Source organism: Tistrella mobilis, assembly GCF_041468085.1.
Classification (GTDB): Bacteria; Pseudomonadota; Alphaproteobacteria; order Tistrellales; family Tistrellaceae; genus Tistrella; species Tistrella mobilis_A.
The window spans coordinates 3,657,501-3,674,352 of sequence record NZ_CP121017.1; the positions used below are offsets into that span (position 1 = coordinate 3,657,501).

Consider the following 16,852-nt stretch of genomic DNA (forward strand, 5'->3'; position numbering starts at 1 on the left):
CTTCGCTGCGTGATCACTCACACAACAAGGCCTCAACCGAAGTCGTCCCGGCATCTCTCTAGGCACAAGGTCATATCGAGATGCCAAGGCGCTCATCGGTCAGTCGTTCTTAAAGTCCTAAGATCGACGACCGCCGCCCTCGCATCCCTTCCGATCCGTTTCACAATGTCAAAGATCCGGCCGAGGCGTCTCCGCCCCAGGGCACCCTCAGGCGCCGGCTCATTTAAGAGCCTGTATTCTCTGGCTTTTCAGCCCCGCCGGCGCCGCGTCGTCCGCGGTGCCCGTCGGTGTGGGGCGGTTTATACGGGCCAACGCAGACCCTGGCAACACCTTTTTTGACGGTTTTTTTGACGGCGGACGATTCCGTCGGCAAGCCGTTGATCCGACACGAAAGATTCTTGAGCCGATCCCAGAGGCCTTTCGCCCCGATCCGGGTGGCGGCATCGCCGCGGATGCCGCAGGCTGGTTTTTTTGCCGTTCCCCCCTTCGGAAAGACCCGATCGATGACCATCGCCCCACCGGACGCTCCCATCCTCGAAACCGCCGGCTTCGATCTCTCCTGCTGGCCGGTCGTGCGCGGCCGCTCCCCCGCCGGCGAGCTTGCCATGGTCCAGGCCTGGATCGAGGCTCTCACCCTGATCCTGGACACCGGGCAGCGCTTCGCCGTGGTGATGGACATGCCAGGCACGATCACTGCCGACGCCGCCACACTGACCGAGGGCCGCAAGAGGGTGATCCTGTGGATGAAGCAGCGCCGCGAAGATCTCGCCGCGCGCTGCGGCGGGTTCGTCTATCTGCCGGCCGATCCGGCGGAGCTGGAGGATCTGGCAGCCAGGACCGCCCAGGTGGCGGCCGCCTTCCCCTTCCCGCTGCATGTGGCACCCGACGAAGCCGCGGCATTCGAGAGGGCGCGCAGCCTCACCCATTGATCCGGCCGGTAGTCGAGAGTTGAGCCCGGGCGGGTTTCGCGAGACCATGGATAACAGTCCCCCCTCCGGAGCCCGCCCCCATGCTCACCGACCTCGCCACGGCGCTGCGCGCCGAGGAAGCCATGATCGCCGACGGCGCCACGCTCGACCGGGTGCTCGATTTCTGGTTCGGAGAACTCGGGCCCGCCGACTGGTTCGGCGCGGGAGAACGCCTGGACGAGGTGATCGGCGACCGCTTCGGCCGGGTTCTGGCCGCTGCCCGCCGCGGCTGCTGTGCCCCCTGGCGCAGCACGCCCCGCGGCCGGCTGGCGGAGATCCTGGTGCTCGACCAGTTCTCCCGCCACATCCATCGCGGCACGCCGGACGCCTTCGCCGCCGACGGCATGGCACTCGCCCTGGCTCAGGAAGCGGTCGCCGGCGGCCACGACCTGAAGCTGACCGTCACCGAGCGGAAGTTCCTCTATCTGCCCTTCGAACATTCCGAAAGCCTGAGCGTGCATGTCCAGGCGGTGGCCCTGTTCACGGCCCTGGGCGATGCCGATGCGCTCGACTGGGAACGCCGCCATCTGGCGGTGCTGGAACGTTTCGGCCGCTACCCCCATCGCAACGAGGTGCTGGGCCGGATCTCGACGCCCGAGGAGCAGGTCTATCTGGAAGAGCCCGGGGCGGGCTTCTGACGGGTCTGCCGGCGCGAGGCGGGGGATCAGGGCAGCTTGCCCAGCGTGTCGGCGACATAGGCCCCACGCCGCCCCATCGGCTTGGGCCGGCCTTCGGTCGAGTCGCAGGCGGTCTGGTGTTCCAGCTCGGCATTCAGCTCGGCGCCGACCAGCACGATCATCACCGAGATCCAGATCCAGGTCATGAACACCACCACCGCCCCCAGCGGGCCATACATCCGGTCATAACCGGCGAGGTTCGCCACGTACCACGAGAAGGCCATCGAGGCGATCAGCCAGACCACGGCCGCCAGACAGCCGCCGGGGGTGACCCAGCGCCAGCGGGCGGTCCTGCGGCTGGGGGCATAGCGATAGAGCACACTGGTGCCCAGAACGACGATCGCCACCAGCAATGGCCAGCGGCCGATATCGAGCAGCCGTTCGGCCGAGGTGCCGGGCGGCAGCACATCCAGCACCACCGGCAGGATGGCGAGGGCCGCCAGCACCAGCGCCGTCGACAGGATGGCGGCCAGCGTGAAGCCCAGGGTGACCAGGGTGAAGAGCAGGAAGGAGCGCGACTGCCGCTCGCCATAGGCGACGTCGAGCGCATCGAACATCGCCTTCATGCCCTGATTGGCGCTCCAGAGGGCAATGGCGAGGCTGAACAGCGCCCCGAAGCCCAGCTGCCCCTGGGGCTGGCGGGACACCCGCATCATCTGTTCGGACATCAGCTGCACGGGGCCTGCGGGCAGCACATCGCCCAGCAGGGTCATATGCTCCACCACCGCCGCCGGATCGGCGAACAGGCCGTAGATCGAGATCAGCGCGGTGATGCCGGGGAAGATGGCGAGCAGGGTGTAGAAGGCGACCCCCGCCGCCACGGCCTCCACCCGATCCTCGATCACCTGCCGGACGGTGCGCCAGAGAACATCCTTCCAGCCGCGCACCGGCATCTCGCCCGGCCCGCGGGCATGGCGGCCACGGGCCTCGTGTTCGGCCGGCGCGCCATCCGGATCGAGCCGGTGTTCGGCCTGGCCGCGCAGCGTGCCCGTCCGGCCGTCCTCTGCCGTCATCCTCCGCCTCCCTTGCAGCACCGACCGGACAACCGGCAGAGCCGCAGCAGGTTCCGGTGCCGGAAACGCGGACGGGCGGCACCCCCCCGGGGAGTGCCGCCCGTCCGCATCCGGTCCCGAAGGATCAGATGCGCCAGATCAGGTCTTACCCGATCAGGTCTGGCCCGATCAGGTCTGGCCCGATCAGGTCTGGCCCGATCAGTTCTTCGTCTTGTCGACCAGGCGGTTGGCCGCGATCCAGGGCATCATGGCGCGCAGCTTCTCACCGACCTCTTCGATCTGGTGCTCGGCATTGCGACGGCGCATGGCCTTGAAGCTCGACTGACGGGCGGCGTTCTCCAGCACCCAGTCGCGGGTGAAGCGGCCACCCTGGATGTCCTCCAGGATCTTCTTCATCTCGGCCTTCACGGCCGGGGTGATCACCCGCGGGCCCGACACGTAGTCGCCATATTCGGCGGTGTTCGAGATCGAGTAGCGCATGTTGGCGATGCCGCCCTCATACATGAGGTCGACGATCAGCTTCATCTCGTGCAGGCACTCGAAATAGGCCATCTCGGGGGCATAACCCGCCTCGACCAGGGTCTCGAAGCCGGCGGTGATCAGATGGGTCACGCCGCCGCAGAGCACGGCCTGCTCACCGAACAGGTCGGTCTCGCACTCTTCCTTGAAGCTGGTCTCGATGATGCCGGCGCGGCCGGCACCCAGGCCGCAGGCATAGGAGAGCGCGGTCTCAAGCGCATTGCCCGACACGTCCTGCGCCACGGCGACCAGGCTCGGCACGCCGCCGCCCTTCAGGTATTCGCTGCGCACCGTATGGCCGGGACCCTTGGGCGCCACCATGAACACGTCGATATCGGCGCGCGGCTGGATCAGGCCGAAATGGATCGACAGGCCATGGGCGACGACGAGGGCGGCACCCTCCTTCAGGTTGTCGCGCAGATCCTGCTCGTAGAGGTCGGCATGCAGCTCGTCCGGGGTGAGCACCATCACCACATCGGCCAGCTTCGCGGCCTCGTCGGGGGTGTGGACGGTGAAGCCGGCGCCCTCGGCCTTGGCGCGGGTCGCGGAGCCCGCACGCAGGCCCACGATCACGTTGACGCCGCTGTCGCGGAGGTTCGCCGCATGGGCATGGCCCTGGCTGCCATAGCCGATGATCGCGACCGTCTTGGTCTTGATCAGGTTCAGGTCGGCATCGCGATCGTAGTAGACGCGCATGGTTCGGTTGCTTCCTCTGATGATGTCAATGGACGGCCTGTTCTGCATCCTGCCGCCCTTGACCTTGTCGTCGCACGCCTCGCGATCAATTTCGACCACGTACGACGCCATATGGACCTAAGGTGTCGAATGGTGGACCTCCGGCATCACCGGAGATCCGAAAGCAGGTCGGATCAGAAACGGCCCCGCTCGGAGGCGAGCGGCGCCGCTCCGCGCGACAGGGCCGCGATGCCGGTGCGCGCCACATCGGCAAGCCCCAGCGGCCGCATCAGATTGATGAAGGCCTCGATCTTTTCGGTCGAGCCGGTCATCTCGAAGATGAAGCTCTCATGGGTGCTGTCGACCACGCGGGCGCGGAAGATATCGGCGATGCGCAGCGACTCGACCCGGCGCTCCCCGGTGCAGGCGACCTTGACCAGCGCCAGTTCGCGGCCGACGAAGGGGCCGCTCTGGGTCAGGTCGGTCACCGCATGCACCGGCACCAGCCGGGTGAGCTGGGCCTTGATCTGCTCGATGATCATCGGCGTGCCCGAGGTCACGATGGTGATGCGCGAACGGGTGCGCGTCTCGTTCACCTCGGCGACGGTCAGGCTGTCGATATTGTAGCCGCGGCCCGAGAACAGGCCGATGACGCGGGCGAGCACGCCGCTTTCGTTGTCGACCAGCACCGAGATCGTGTGCTGGGTGATGGGTTCGTTCTTGATGACCATGGAAGCTGTCTCGCGCCTGGAGCGGATCTTGACCTGGACGGCAGGTCCGGCCGGAAGAAGGCCCGCGGGGGCCCGGCAGGCATGGCTTACGCCTGCCGGAAACCGGTACGGGCCGCTGCGATATCGCCGGCGGCTCAGACCAGTACCATGCCGTCCTCGCTCTTGCAGGCGTCCAGCTCCTGGCCGGGGCCGAGGATGATTTCGTGATGCGCGGCACCGGCCGGGATCATCGGATAGACGTTCTCGCCCTTGTCGACACGCACATCGACCACGACCGGGCCGTCATGGGCCAGCATCTCGCGGATCACGTCGTCCAGGTCGTCGGGCGAATGAGCGCGCAGGCCCTTGGCACCGAAGGCCTCGGCCAGCTTCACGAAATCGGGCAGCGCCGCCGAATAGCTTTCGGAGTAGCGGCCGCCATGGAACAGCTCCTGCCACTGGCGGACCATGCCCATCCATTCGTTGTTGAGGATGAACACCTTCACCGGCAGCCGGTGCTGGATCAGGCTCGACAGCTCCTGAATGTTCATCATCGTCGAGGCTTCGCCGGCGATGTCGATGACCAGCGCATCCGGATGCGCCACCTGCACGCCCATCGCCGCCGGCAGGCCGTAACCCATGGTGCCGAGACCGCCCGAGGTCATCCAGTGGTTCGGCTGATCGAAGCCGAAATGCTGGGCCGCCCACATCTGATGCTGGCCGACTTCGGTGGTGATATAGGGATTGCGGTCGCGGACCATCTCCCACAGCCGGCGGATGGCATATTGCGGCTTGATGATCTGGGCGCTGTTCTGGAAGCCCAGAGAATTCTGCGCCCGCCAGCCTGCGATCTTCTCCCACCAGGCGCCGATACGCGCGGGGTCATGCCCGGCCTTGCGACGATCCCACGCCTCCAGCAGGGCGCGGATGGTGTTGCCGGCATCGCCCACGATCGGCAGATCGACCGCGACGTTCTTGTTGATCGAAGACGGGTCGATATCGGCATGGATCTTGATGCTGTCGGGCGAGAAGCCGTCGAGCCGCCCGGTCACCCGGTCGTCGAAACGGGCGCCCAGATTGATCATCAGATCGCTGCCGTGCATCGCCAGATTGGCTTCCAGCGTGCCGTGCATGCCCAGCATGCCCAGCGACTGCCGGTCGCTTGCCGGATAGGCGCCAAGCCCCATCAGGGTCATGGTGATCGGGAAGCCGGTCGCACGGACCAGGCGGACCAGATTGTCGCAGGCCTCGGTGCCGGCATTGATCACGCCGCCGCCGACATAGAACACCGGGCGCTCGGCCTTCAGCATCAGATCGACCGCGCGCTCGATCGCCGCCTGGTCGGGCGTGACCTGGGGGCGGTAGGTCGGTGCCGGCAGGGCATCGGGGGCCGTATAGGCGGCCAGCGTGTTCAGCACGTCCTTGGGCAGGTCGATCACGACCGGGCCGGGCCGGCCCGAGCGCGCGACATGGAAGGCCTCGTGAACCTTCGCCGCCAGCACGTTCACGTCGCGGATCAGATAGTTGTGCTTGGTGCAGGGCCGGGTGATGCCGACGGTATCCGCCTCCTGGAAGGCGTCGTTGCCGATCATGTGGGTCGGCACCTGGCCGGTCAGACAGACGATCGGAATGCTGTCCATCAGCGCATCCGTCAGGCCGGTGACCGCATTGGTCGCCCCGGGGCCCGAGGTCACGAGTACCACGCCGACCTTGCCGGTCGAGCGCGCATACCCCTCCGCCGCATGGACCGCCGCCTGTTCGTGGCGGACCAGGTAATGACGCACGCTGTTCTGCTTGTAGAGCGCGTCATAGATCGGAAGTACCGCGCCACCGGGATAGCCGAAAATGACCTCCACACCCTGGTCGGCCAGGGCTTTGATCAGGATTTCCGCACCGGTGAACTGCATCGTTCGGTCGCTCCGCGTAACAACTGGTTCGGGGGGACATGCGCAGCGCAGGGCCCGCCCCTGCCCGGATCACCGGCGGGACATCCGCCGGCCTTCGCCGAAAAAGAACCGCCGGCGGACATCTCCGTCGGCGGGTTCCGCCCCTCACCTCGATGCGGGGCCCGGTCCGGCCCCGCCCATGGCATACGGGCAATGGGGGCGTCGACCGGTCTCTGATCCGAGCCTGTGGAACCTAGCGGCTCAATGACCCAGGGTCAACAGGAAGCGATCAATTTCCAAAAAGATTCTTGAACCCAAACATTCCGAATATTGCTCATGTGCGCCCAGGTTGATTTTTGCCTGGTTTCGTATCCAGGTCATCTGACGCTTGGCATATTGGCGGGTGGCGATGCGTCCCCGCTCCAGCATCTCGTCGCGCGAGACGTCCCCCGCCAGCCAGGCGGCGATCTCGGGCACGCCCACCGCCTTCATCAACGGCACCGCCTGCGGATCCAGGCCGCGGGCAAGGAACGCCGCCACCTCGTCGGCGGCCCCCATCTTCAGCATCGTCGCGAAGCGGCCGGCGATCGCCCGGTCGCGGGTTCCGGCATCCGGCATCAGCGCGATGGTGAAGATCGGGCCCGCATAGCCACCTGCGGGCGGATGGTCGCGCTGCCAGTCCGCCAGGCTGCGGCCGGTCGCACGCACCACCTCCAGCGCCCGGGCCAGACGCTGCGGGTCCGCCAGCCGCTGCGCCGCCTCGGGGTCGAGCGGTGCCAGCGCCGCCTTCAGTACCGGCACGCCGCCGGCCAAGCCCAGCGCGCGGACCTCGTCGCGCAGCGCCTGCGGGATCGCCGGCAGATCCGACAGCCCGTCGACAAGCGCGCGGATGTAAAGACCGGTCCCGCCGGTGATCAGCGGCAGGCGTCCGGCCCCGTGCGCAGCCGCAATTTCGGCCCGGGCCGCCGCCGCCCAATCGGCGGCCGACCACACGGCTTCGGCCGGCCGCACGCCGTAGAGCCGATGGGGGACGGCCGCCTCGTCGGCCTCGGACGGGCGGGCGGTCACGATCCGCAGATCGGCATAGACCTGCATGGCATCGGCATTGATCACCACGCCGTCCCGGGCCCGCGCAAGGTCGAGCGCCAGCTGCGACTTGCCCGAGGCGGTGGGGCCCATCACCACGATCAGGGGGCCGGCGCCGGCCGGGGCCGGATTGCTCCGCTGCATGCTTGCTCCTGCGCGGTCCCGCGCCTTTAATGCGCCCGGTGTTTGGATGAAGGGACGATCCCATGGGAACCGTGTTGACGCTGATCGGCGATCCCGTCAAGGCCGGCAGCGGCGAAACCGTGCTCGACCAGGGCACGATCGATCTGGTGCGCCGGGCGGTCGAGGCCGCGGGCCATGCCACGGGCACGGTCGCGGTGCTGCATGACGGCGTGGCCGTCGACATCGCGGTCGACGGCGAGGCCGCAGCGGTGCGCGATGCCGCGGAAGCCGCCCTCGCCGGCGCCCGGCTGCCGGTCGATGCGGCGGCACAGGCAGACGGCCCGGCGCGCCGCCGCCGGCTGCTGGTGTCCGACATGGACAGCACCATGATCACCTGCGAATGCATCGACGAACTGGCCGATTTCGCCGGGGTGAAGGCCGAGGTCTCGGCCGTGACCGAGCGGGCGATGCGCGGCGAGCTGGATTTCGCCGAAGCACTGACCGCCCGGGTTTCGACCCTGACCGGGCTCTCCGACGGCGTTCTGGCCCGCGCCTTCGGCGAGCGGGTGCGGCTGATGCCGGGGGCCCGCACCCTGGTTGCCACCATGCGCAGCCACGGCGCCCGCGCGGTGCTGGTCTCGGGCGGGTTCACCTATTTCACCGCCCGGGTGGCAGCGCTTTGCGGCTTCGACGACCATCGCGCCAATATCCTTGAAATCGAGGACGGGCGGCTGACCGGCCGGGTGATCCCGCCGATCCTGGGCGCCGATGCCAAGGTCGAGGCGCTGGATCACTATGCCGGGCTCTGGGCCGGCGGGCTCGGCGGCGCGCTGGCTGTGGGCGACGGCGCCAACGACCTGCCGATGATCGTACAGGCCGGCCTCGGCGTCGCCTATCACGCCAAGCCGCGGGTTGCAGCGGCAGCACCCGTGCGGATCAATCACGGCGATCTGACCGCCCTGCTCTACCTGCAGGGCTATGCCCGCGACGAATTCCTGATCGCCGACTGATCCATCGCCGGCATCCGACAGAAAGCCCCGCCCGGATTGCGCCGGGCGGGGCTTTTCTCGTCGGGGGATGGAGGGGGCCTGCGCGCCCTCAATCCTTCAGGCGGATCGCGACGAAGCGGCTGTCGTCGCCGGTGCGGACCAGCAGCAGCACCGATTTGCGGCCGGCATCGCGGGCTTCCTTGATCGCCGCCTCGATGTCGGCAACCTTCTCCACCTTGCGCTGACCGATATCGACGATCACGTCGCCCACGCGGATCGGCTTGTCGTCGGCCGGGCCGTTGGCGTCGATCTCGGTGATCACCACGCCGTTCACATCGGCGCCCAGGCCGAAGCGGTCGCGCACCGCGGCATCCGCCTGGGCGACGGTCAGACCCAGCGCCGCCATCTTGGTGCCGGTGCCCTGCGGCGCCTGATCCTGTCCGGGCTCCTCGGTCGCCTGGGCGACGTCGCTTTCGTCAAGCTCACCCACGGTGACCTTGACGTCGATCTTGCGGCCGTTGCGCCACACCTCGACCGGCACCGAGCGGTTGATCTCGGTCTCGGCGACGATGCGGGGCAGTTCACGCATCTCGGTGACGTCCTTGCCGTCGAAGCGCAGCACCACGTCGCCGACCTCGATCCCGGCCTTGGCGGCGGGGCTGTCGGGCATGACACGGGCAACCAGCGCACCGGTGGCCCGGTCGAGCGACAGGCTTTCGGCGATGTCGGGCGTGACCGGCTGGATCTGCACGCCCAGCCATCCGCGGCGGGTACGGCCGTATTCAACCAGCTGCTCGATCACCGGGCGGGCCAGTTCCGACGGCACGGCAAAGCCGATGCCGACCGAGCCGCCGGTGGGCGAAAAGATCGCGGTGTTGATGCCGATGACCTCGCCCGCCATGTTGAACATCGGGCCGCCCGAATTGCCGCGGTTGATGGCGGCATCGGTCTGCAGGAAGTCGTCGAAGGGGCCGACATTGATGTCGCGGGCCCTGGCCGAGATGATGCCGGCGGTGACCGAGCCGCCCAGGCCGAAGGGGTTGCCGACGGCGATCACCCAGTCACCCACCCGCGATTTCGCGCTGTCGCCCCAGGCGACCGCCGGCAGCGGCTTCGGCGACTTGACCCGGAGCACCGCCAGATCGGTCTTGGGATCGGTGCCGACCACTTCCGCCGGCAGTTCGGTGTTGTCGGTCAGGATCACCGAAATCTCGTCGGCATCCTTGATGACATGGTTGTTGGTCACGACCAGGCCGGCGGGGTCGATCACGAAACCGGATCCCAGTGCCGTCACCTTGCGGGTGCCGCCACCCGGGCCGCCCCGATCGCCGAAGAAGTCACGGAACAGGTCTTCAAAGGGCGATCCCGGGGGAAACTGGGGGATCGGGATCTGCGGGCCCTGCACTTCGACGCTCTGGGTGGTCGAGATGTTGACCACCGCCGGGGTCAGCTTCTCCACCAGATCGGCGAAGCTTTCGGGCGCCGGGCGCGCATCCGCCGGACCGGCACCGAGCGCCACACAGGTGGCGATGGTGAGCGCCGCCAGACCCGAGAAGATCCGGTGCGGAAGGGAAGCTGGCACGTGATTGTCTCCCTGATACGTTGCCGGCAGGCTACGAAGATCCGATGTAGGCTGGGGGCCGGGGTGGATCAAGCGCGGATGCACCCGAGCATCATCCGCGCAGCCACCATACGATGCCGACGCCGATGGCCGCGATCACCGCGCCGCCCACGCGGAGGCGGTCCTCCGGTTCGGCGAGCACCGCGACGATCATCCGCTTCATCCCCCGCGGAAACAATGCGTAGACGGCGCCCTCGAACACCAGCACGAGGCCGATGGCGGTGAGCAGGTCGTTCATGCCAGGCTCCTCGAGACAGTGGTCTGCGGGCGGAGTTGGACCACGGATGCGGCAGCGTCGTCGGCGGAACCGGTCGGCGGAGGCATGGTGGACAGTCCCTATCACCTGTAGCAAGCTTGCGCCCGCCCGGCAACGGGCGCAGTCCATGCCCATCCGTGACGGAGCATTTCATGCGATATCGGCGCCTCGGCCGGAGCGGCCTTCTGGTTTCGGAAATCTCGCTCGGCACCATGACCTTCGGCGCGCAGCTCGACGAGCGCACGGCCGTGCGGATCATGGCCGAAGCCTTCGAAGCCGGCGTGAACCTGTTCGATACCGCCGAAATGTATGCCGTGCCCCAGACGCCCGAGACCCAGGGCGCCAGCGAACGGATCCTCGGCGCCTTCCTGAAGACGGTGCCGCGCGACCGGGTGATCGTGGCAACCAAGGTCTCCGGCCCGGGCGACGGGCCGGGCCGCGGCATCGTCGGCCATATCCGCGGCGGGCTCTGTGCGCTCGACCGCTTCCACATCGAACGCGCGGTGGAGGAGAGCCTGAAACGGCTCGGCACCGATGTCATCGATCTCTACCAGACCCATTGGCCCGACCGCGTGACGCCGATGGACGAGCAGCTCGAAGCGCTCGACCGGCTGGTGCGGGCCGGCAAGGTCCGCTATCCCGGCGTCAGCAACGAAACGCCCTGGGGCCTCACCCGGCTCGCGGCACGGGCCGAAGCGCTCGGCACCGCGCGGATCGTGTCGCTGCAGAACGTCTACCACCTGCTGAAGCGGGTCTATGACGACGGCATGTCGGAAGTCTGCGTGAACGAGGGCATCGGCATGCTCGCCTTCTCGCCCATCGCCATGGGGGTTCTGACCGGCAAGTACGGTGCCGCCGGCGGTGCCGGCCCCGAGGACCGGCTCAACGCCTTCCCGCCGCGCTTCCAGGCCCGCTACGGCCATGCCCGCGCCATCACCGCCGCCGACCGCTATGTGGCCCTCGCCCGCGAGCACGGGCTGCACCCGGCGACGATGGCCGTCGCCTGGACCATCGGCCGCCCGGGCATCGCCTCGGCCCTGCCCGGCGTCTCCCGCCCCGACCAGCTGGCCCCGATCCTCGCCGCGGCCGATCTCGACCTTGCCCCCGACCTGCTCCAGGCGATCGAGACGGTGCATCGCGAGATGCCCAACCCGGTGGTGTGACGGCCCGCGATGCTCCCGAACGACCAACGGCCGCCCCGGTTGCCCGGGACGGCCGTTGGTTGGTTCGTCTTTAGGTCGTCTTCGCATGCGGCACGGGCCGGGTCAGTTGCCGGCAGCGGGCGTCCCGCCCGGCAGGCGGAGCTGGCCGTCGGCACCGAAATAACGGAAGAAGTCGCCTTCGGGCGTCAGCACCATGGTGGTGTCGGCATTGCCGAGCGCCGTCCGGTAGGCCTGAAGGCTGCGGTAGAAGTCGAAGAAGGCCGCGTCCTTGCCGAAGCTTTCGGCGAAGATCCGGCTGGCCTGGGCATCGCCTTCACCGCGGGCGATCTGCGCTTCGCGGCGCGCTTCCGCCAGCAGCACCGTGCGTTCGCGATCGGCGCGCGAGCGGATGCGCTGGGCAAGCTCGGCACCCTGGGCGCGGAGTTCGGTCGCCTCGCGTTCGCGTTCCGTGCGCATGCGGTTGAAGATCGCCTGGCTGTTGGCCTCGGGCAGATCCACGCGGCGCATGCGCACATCCAGAACCTCGATGCCGAAATTCTTGGCCTCGTTGTTCACGATGGCGGCCGTCTGGCTCATCAGCTGGGCGCGCTGACTGGTCAGCACGGTGCCGAGCGGCACCGAACCCAGCACGTTACGCAGGCTGGCGTTGACGATGCTGTCCAGCCGTGCCCTGACCACGGCCTCCGATCCGACCGCCTGATAGAAGCGCAGCGGATCGGTGATGCGGAAGCGGGCAAAGCTGTCGACCACCAGACGCTTCTGGTCGGATGCGATCAGCTCCTGGACGTCGGCATCGAAATCCAGCACGCGGTTGTCGTAATAGACCACGTTCTGGACGAAAGGCAGCTTGAAGTGCAGCCCGGGTTCCTGAACCACCTTGCGGGGTTCACCGAACTGCAGCACCAGCGCCTGTTCGGTCTGGTGGACGACATAGGTCGACGAAATGCCGACCACGGCGGCGGCGGCGACGACGATCGCACCGATGGTGAGAAGACCCTTCCTCATGGTTCAGCCTCCTCTCCGTCAGCGCGGCGTGGCCGTGCCGTTGCCCTGTGCCGCGGGTGCGGCACCGGACGACGACGACGACGACATGTCTGCACCTTCACCGGTGCGCGGGGCGGGTTCGCGGATCAGGCGGTCGAGCGGCAGATAGGGCACGACCGACTGGCCGCCGCCCTGCCCGCCGGCAACGCCCGGCTCGATCAGCACCTTGCTCATGCCGGCCATCACCTCCTCCATGGTCTCCAGATAGAGACGCCGGGCGGTGACGTCCTTGGATTCGTTATAGGCGGTCAGGATCGAGGTGAACCGTTCCGCCGAACCCTGGGCATCGGCCACGACCTGTTCGCGATAGGCCTGGGCTTCCTGGATCAGGCGCTCGGCCTCACCGCGGGCGCGGGGCAGGATGCTGTTGCGATAGGCTTCGGCCTCGTTCTGCAGGCGCTCCTGGTCGGCGCGGGCCGCCTGGACGTCGCGGAAGGCGTCGATCACCTGCTGCGGCGGATCGACCTTCTGCAGCTGAACCTGGGTGACCTCGACGCCCGACTTGTAGCTGTCGAGCGTGGCCTGCATCAGTTCGCGGGTCTGCTGCTCGATCCGGGCGCGGCCTTCGGTCAGCACGAACTGCAGCGGCGTCTGGCCGACCACTTCGCGCATCGCGCTTTCCGCGACCGACTTGATGGTGGTGTCGGGACGCTGGATCTCGAACAGATAGGCGCCCGCATCCTTGATCCGCCACAGCACCGTCACGTCGATGTCGATGATGTTCTCGTCGCCGGTCAGCATCAGGCTTTCGGCATTGACCTCGCGCACGCCTGCGGCCCGGCCGAAATCGGTCCCCGACCGGAAACCGATCTCCACACGGTTCACGCGGGTGACGGCGGGCTTGTAGACCTCGCCGACCGGCGCCGGCCAGTTGTAATGCAGGCCCGGCGTGGTGGTGTTCACCCACCGGCCGAAGACCAGCTCCACGCCCTGCTCGTCGGGCTGCACGCGATAGAAGCCGGTGCCGAGCCAGATTGCGACGCCGACGGCCGCAACCAGCGCGATCAGGCGGCCTCCGCCGCTGCCTCCGCCGCCGCCGGGCAGAACCCGGCGCATCTTTTCCTGGCTTCTGCGCAGCAGCTCATCCAGGTCCGGTGGCTGCGGTCCATTGGGGCCACGCCCCCATGGGCCCTGGGGCCCGCCACCCTGTCCACCGCCCGGCGTGTTCCACGGCATGCTTGACTGATCTCCGCTTCTTGTCGTGGTCGAACCCGTCGCGCGACGGACGGGCCTGCGACCATCGGTCGCGCCGCCGCCGGCGTGCCCGGCCATGCGATACCACTGCCGCATGTCCGGAAGTAAATGGGGGGAAGATCGACGTTACGCCACCCGCGCCGTTTCCGGCGCGCCTTGTCGGCACCACATGTGGCGCCGGACACGGAGTTGCGCTTATATCGCCGGTGCCGCCGGTTTCCCGTCGGCCGCCGCGACCCGGCGGATCTCCGAACCGCCGGCCGTCCAACTGCCCGATCCACGGGCTATATCGCAATGAACTCGGAGTTTTCAACCATGTCACGGACCGTCAGGGACCAGATTCTGTCGAGGCTCGCCGGGATACGGGATCCGGAGCGCGGCCGCGACGTGGTCGCCTCGGGCCGGATCTCGGGTCTGACCGTCGACGAGGCCGGCATCGCACGCATCATGGTCGAGACCACGCCCGACCGCGCATCCGCCACCGAGCCGCTCCGCCGCGAGATCGAACAGGCCGCCGCAGGCGTGGCCGGCGTCACCCGCGCCGCCGCAGTGCTCACCGCCGAACGTGCGCCGGAACGCGGCCCTGCCCGCGGCCCGGGCCAGGCGCCGCGGGGCGGGGCCGGCCATAGTCACAACCATGGTCATGGCCACAGCCACGCGCCCGCCGCCGGCCAGCGCCCCTCCGTGCCGGTGGTGCCGGGGGTGACCGCGATCATTGCCGTCGCCTCGGGCAAGGGCGGCGTCGGCAAGTCGACGCTGGCGGTCAACCTGGCGCTGGCACTCCAGGCCCGGGGGTTGAAGACCGGCATTCTGGACGCCGATGTCTACGGCCCCTCCATTCCGCGCATGCTGGGGCTTCAGGGCCGGCCCGACAGCCCCGACGGCAAGCGGATCACGCCCAAGATCGGCTGGGGGCTCAAGGCCATGTCGATCGGGCTGATGGTCGAGGAAGACACGCCGCTGATCTGGCGCGGGCCGATGGTTCAGGGTGCGCTCGACCAGTTCCTGCGCGAAACCGACTGGGCGCCGCTCGACGTGCTGGTGCTCGACATGCCGCCCGGCACCGGCGACGTGCAGCTCTCGATCGCCCAGCGCGTGCCGCTGGCAGGGGCCGTCATCGTCTCCACGCCTCAGGACATCGCCCTGCTGGATGCCCGCAAGGGGCTGGCCATGTTCCGCAAGGTCGAGGTGCCGATCCTGGGTCTGGTCGAGAATATGAGCTGGTTCACCTGCCCGCATTGCGGCGGGCGGTCCGACATCTTCGGCCATGGCGGGGCGCGCGACGAGGCGCTGAAGCTGGGCCTGCCTTTCCTGGGCGCCGTGCCTCTGGATCTCGACGTCCGGATCATGTCCGACGAGGGCCGGCCGGTGGTTGCCGTCGCCCCCGAAAGCGAGGCCGCCGCCCCCTATCACGCCATCGCCGCGGGCGTGGTCGAGAGCCTGGGCCGGATGCGCCGCGAACCGCCGCGGATCATCATCGAAGACTGATGCCGCAGACAGAACCGGCCCCGGCAGCGCTGCCGGGGCCGGTTTCGCATCGTAGAGATCGTACCGTCAGACGGCGGCGTCATCCTCGATCAGCAGCTCGCGCGCCCGTGCCGCCACATCGGCCGGCACCTGAGTGGCGCGGCGGCGTTCCAGATCCAGCATCACCGCGATCACGTCGATCTCAAGCAGCGGCGTCGCCTCTTCGCCCGGGCGGCTCAGCCGGTGGCGCAGCACCAGCACCTTGTCGCGCACCCCGGCGATCTGGCTGCGCAGGGTCAGCGCATCGCCATTGCGGGCCGGGCCCTCATAGCGGATGCGGTATTCGACCGCCGCGGTGCCGATCCGGTCGCGGCGGATCCGCTCGCCGCTCAACCCCACGCTGTCGAGGAGCTGGCCTGCCGCGCAGGACACGCGGTCGATCAGCGACTGCTCGCCGACCAGCCCGTGCTCGTCGCAGTGCCAGGGGTCGACCGAGCCGCGATAGGTTTCGAAACTGGTGCCCTGGCCCTCGGTGGGCCCGGGGCCGATATCGATGCCGCCCACGACCTCGGCCCCCAGCATCGCGGCAGTCTCCATCGTCGCGTCGTCGAAGGGGCGGAGCGAGCCGTCCCCGGCCAGGATCGGCCGCAGCACGTAATCGACCGAGGCCGAGAGGGTGCCGGTTTCCAGATTATGCAGTTCGTGGGTCACCGCGATCGCATCGGGGGCCACCATGGTCGGGCGCGAGGTCACCTGGAAGGCGTCACCCAGGCGCTGTTCGGCCTTGAAGCGGATGACGGAGCGCACCGGCTTCAGCACCACGCCCTCGGCAAGGCCCAGCCCCACACCCAGCAGCCGGCACGCCTGATCGAAGGCGGCGCCGTAGAACTGCACGTTCATGTGGCCCATGATGTCGCAATGGCGGTTGCCGACCACGCCGGCGCCTGCCGGCAGCGCATCGGCCGGGCCGGCACTTTCGATCGCCGCCTCGGCCAGACGCTCGGCGATGTCGTCGGGAAAGGCGGCATGAACGCCGTTCGCATCCTCGGGCACCACCTCGACGATGCCGCGGGCGAAAACATCGCCCATCAACGGATCCGAGAGCTCCGCGGCAAAGCCGATGCCCTCTTCGACCGGCACCGGGGTCAGCCCCACCCGCCAGGCCTCGCCGATCGCCGGCGCCCGCTCCACCTCGACGGCAGAGGCCAGGACCTTGAGCGACAGCCCCTGCTCCGCCATGGCATGGCGGCCGAAACCGGCCGCCGACAGCGCCACCACCACACCATCGGCGAAGCGGTCGGCGATCGCCGCGGCGCTCATCCGGCCGCGGGCATCGGCCTCGGCCGCCATCACCACACCGCGGCCGCCTTCGATCGCTTCGAAGCCGATATCCGCGCCGGCGACCATCTCCTCATCCGCCTGATCGTTCATCTGCATTCCTGGACGTCCTCCGGTCGTGCC

The 16,852-nt window shown here is 68.5% G+C and carries 15 protein-coding genes; 5 read left to right on the plus strand and 10 right to left on the minus strand.

Features of this window, described 5'->3' with window-relative positions:
- Positions 1 to 503: 503 nt before the first annotated feature.
- Complete coding sequence (locus P7L68_RS22065) at positions 504 to 929, plus strand: hypothetical protein (protein WP_372001689.1); 426 nt, start codon at positions 504 to 506, stop codon at positions 927 to 929.
- 122 nt (positions 930 to 1,051) lie between these two features.
- Entirely contained in the window at positions 1,052 to 1,606 is a 555-nt protein-coding gene (locus P7L68_RS22070; protein WP_372006922.1) for a DUF924 family protein, read from the plus strand.
- 26 nt (positions 1,607 to 1,632) lie between these two features.
- Here P7L68_RS22070 and P7L68_RS22075 read toward each other — a convergent pair whose 3' ends face one another.
- The 5 genes from P7L68_RS22075 to miaA form a co-directional block, all read right to left on the minus strand.
- A complete protein-coding gene (locus P7L68_RS22075) occupies positions 1,633 to 2,658 on the minus strand; it encodes a YihY/virulence factor BrkB family protein (protein WP_372001691.1) in 1,026 nt (341 codons plus the stop codon).
- Between the two features lie 198 nt (positions 2,659 to 2,856).
- Positions 2,857 to 3,873 (minus strand): ketol-acid reductoisomerase, encoded by a 1,017-nt coding sequence (gene ilvC, locus P7L68_RS22080; RefSeq protein WP_372001692.1) that lies wholly within the window; start codon positions 3,871 to 3,873, stop codon positions 2,857 to 2,859.
- Between the two features lie 173 nt (positions 3,874 to 4,046).
- Positions 4,047 to 4,583 carry an acetolactate synthase small subunit gene (gene ilvN / locus P7L68_RS22085; protein WP_372001694.1) on the minus strand — a complete coding sequence of 179 codons (537 nt, stop codon included), beginning with the start codon at positions 4,581 to 4,583 and terminating at the stop codon, positions 4,047 to 4,049.
- A 134-nt stretch (positions 4,584 to 4,717) separates the two neighbouring features.
- The gene (locus tag P7L68_RS22090; RefSeq protein WP_372001696.1) at positions 4,718 to 6,469 is read right to left on the minus strand and encodes an acetolactate synthase 3 large subunit; all 1,752 of its coding nucleotides are present in this window, start codon (positions 6,467 to 6,469) and stop codon (positions 4,718 to 4,720) included.
- A 240-nt stretch (positions 6,470 to 6,709) separates the two neighbouring features.
- The gene (gene miaA / locus P7L68_RS22095) at positions 6,710 to 7,678 is read right to left on the minus strand and encodes a tRNA (adenosine(37)-N6)-dimethylallyltransferase MiaA (RefSeq protein WP_372001698.1); all 969 of its coding nucleotides are present in this window, start codon (positions 7,676 to 7,678) and stop codon (positions 6,710 to 6,712) included.
- 62 nt (positions 7,679 to 7,740) lie between these two features.
- Between miaA and serB the strand changes: the two genes are divergently transcribed.
- Positions 7,741 to 8,667: a phosphoserine phosphatase SerB gene (gene serB, locus P7L68_RS22100; RefSeq protein ID WP_372001700.1), complete on the plus strand. Its 927-nt coding sequence runs from the start codon at positions 7,741 to 7,743 to the stop codon at positions 8,665 to 8,667.
- Positions 8,668 to 8,755: 88 nt separating this feature from the next.
- Here the strand turns inward: serB and P7L68_RS22105 are convergent, their stop codons facing one another.
- Both P7L68_RS22105 and P7L68_RS22110 read right to left on the minus strand, forming a co-directional pair.
- Positions 8,756 to 10,228, minus strand: a complete 1,473-nt coding sequence (locus P7L68_RS22105; RefSeq protein WP_372001701.1) for a DegQ family serine endoprotease — start codon at positions 10,226 to 10,228, stop codon at positions 8,756 to 8,758.
- A 91-nt stretch (positions 10,229 to 10,319) separates the two neighbouring features.
- On the minus strand, positions 10,320 to 10,505 hold the full coding sequence (locus P7L68_RS22110; RefSeq protein WP_372001702.1) for a DUF2065 domain-containing protein: 186 nt from the start codon (positions 10,503 to 10,505) through the stop codon (positions 10,320 to 10,322).
- 170 nt (positions 10,506 to 10,675) lie between these two features.
- Between P7L68_RS22110 and P7L68_RS22115 the strand changes: the two genes are divergently transcribed.
- Positions 10,676 to 11,686 carry an aldo/keto reductase gene (locus P7L68_RS22115; protein ID WP_372001704.1) on the plus strand — a complete coding sequence of 337 codons (1,011 nt, stop codon included), beginning with the start codon at positions 10,676 to 10,678 and terminating at the stop codon, positions 11,684 to 11,686.
- Positions 11,687 to 11,788: 102 nt separating this feature from the next.
- On the opposite strand, the gene hflC is transcribed toward P7L68_RS22115, so the two are convergent.
- Positions 11,789 to 12,691, minus strand: a complete 903-nt coding sequence (gene hflC, locus P7L68_RS22120; protein WP_372001706.1) for a protease modulator HflC — start codon at positions 12,689 to 12,691, stop codon at positions 11,789 to 11,791.
- Between the two features lie 18 nt (positions 12,692 to 12,709).
- Entirely contained in the window at positions 12,710 to 13,906 is a 1,197-nt protein-coding gene (hflK, locus tag P7L68_RS22125) for an FtsH protease activity modulator HflK (RefSeq protein WP_372001708.1), read from the minus strand.
- Positions 13,907 to 14,239: 333 nt separating this feature from the next.
- Between hflK and P7L68_RS22130 the strand changes: the two genes are divergently transcribed.
- The gene (locus P7L68_RS22130; protein ID WP_372001710.1) at positions 14,240 to 15,412 is read left to right on the plus strand and encodes an Mrp/NBP35 family ATP-binding protein; all 1,173 of its coding nucleotides are present in this window, start codon (positions 14,240 to 14,242) and stop codon (positions 15,410 to 15,412) included.
- A gap of 66 nt (positions 15,413 to 15,478) precedes the next feature.
- Here P7L68_RS22130 and P7L68_RS22135 read toward each other — a convergent pair whose 3' ends face one another.
- Positions 15,479 to 16,828, minus strand: a complete 1,350-nt coding sequence (locus P7L68_RS22135) for an acyl-CoA thioesterase (protein ID WP_372001712.1) — start codon at positions 16,826 to 16,828, stop codon at positions 15,479 to 15,481.
- Between the last annotated feature and the right edge of the window lie 24 nt (positions 16,829 to 16,852).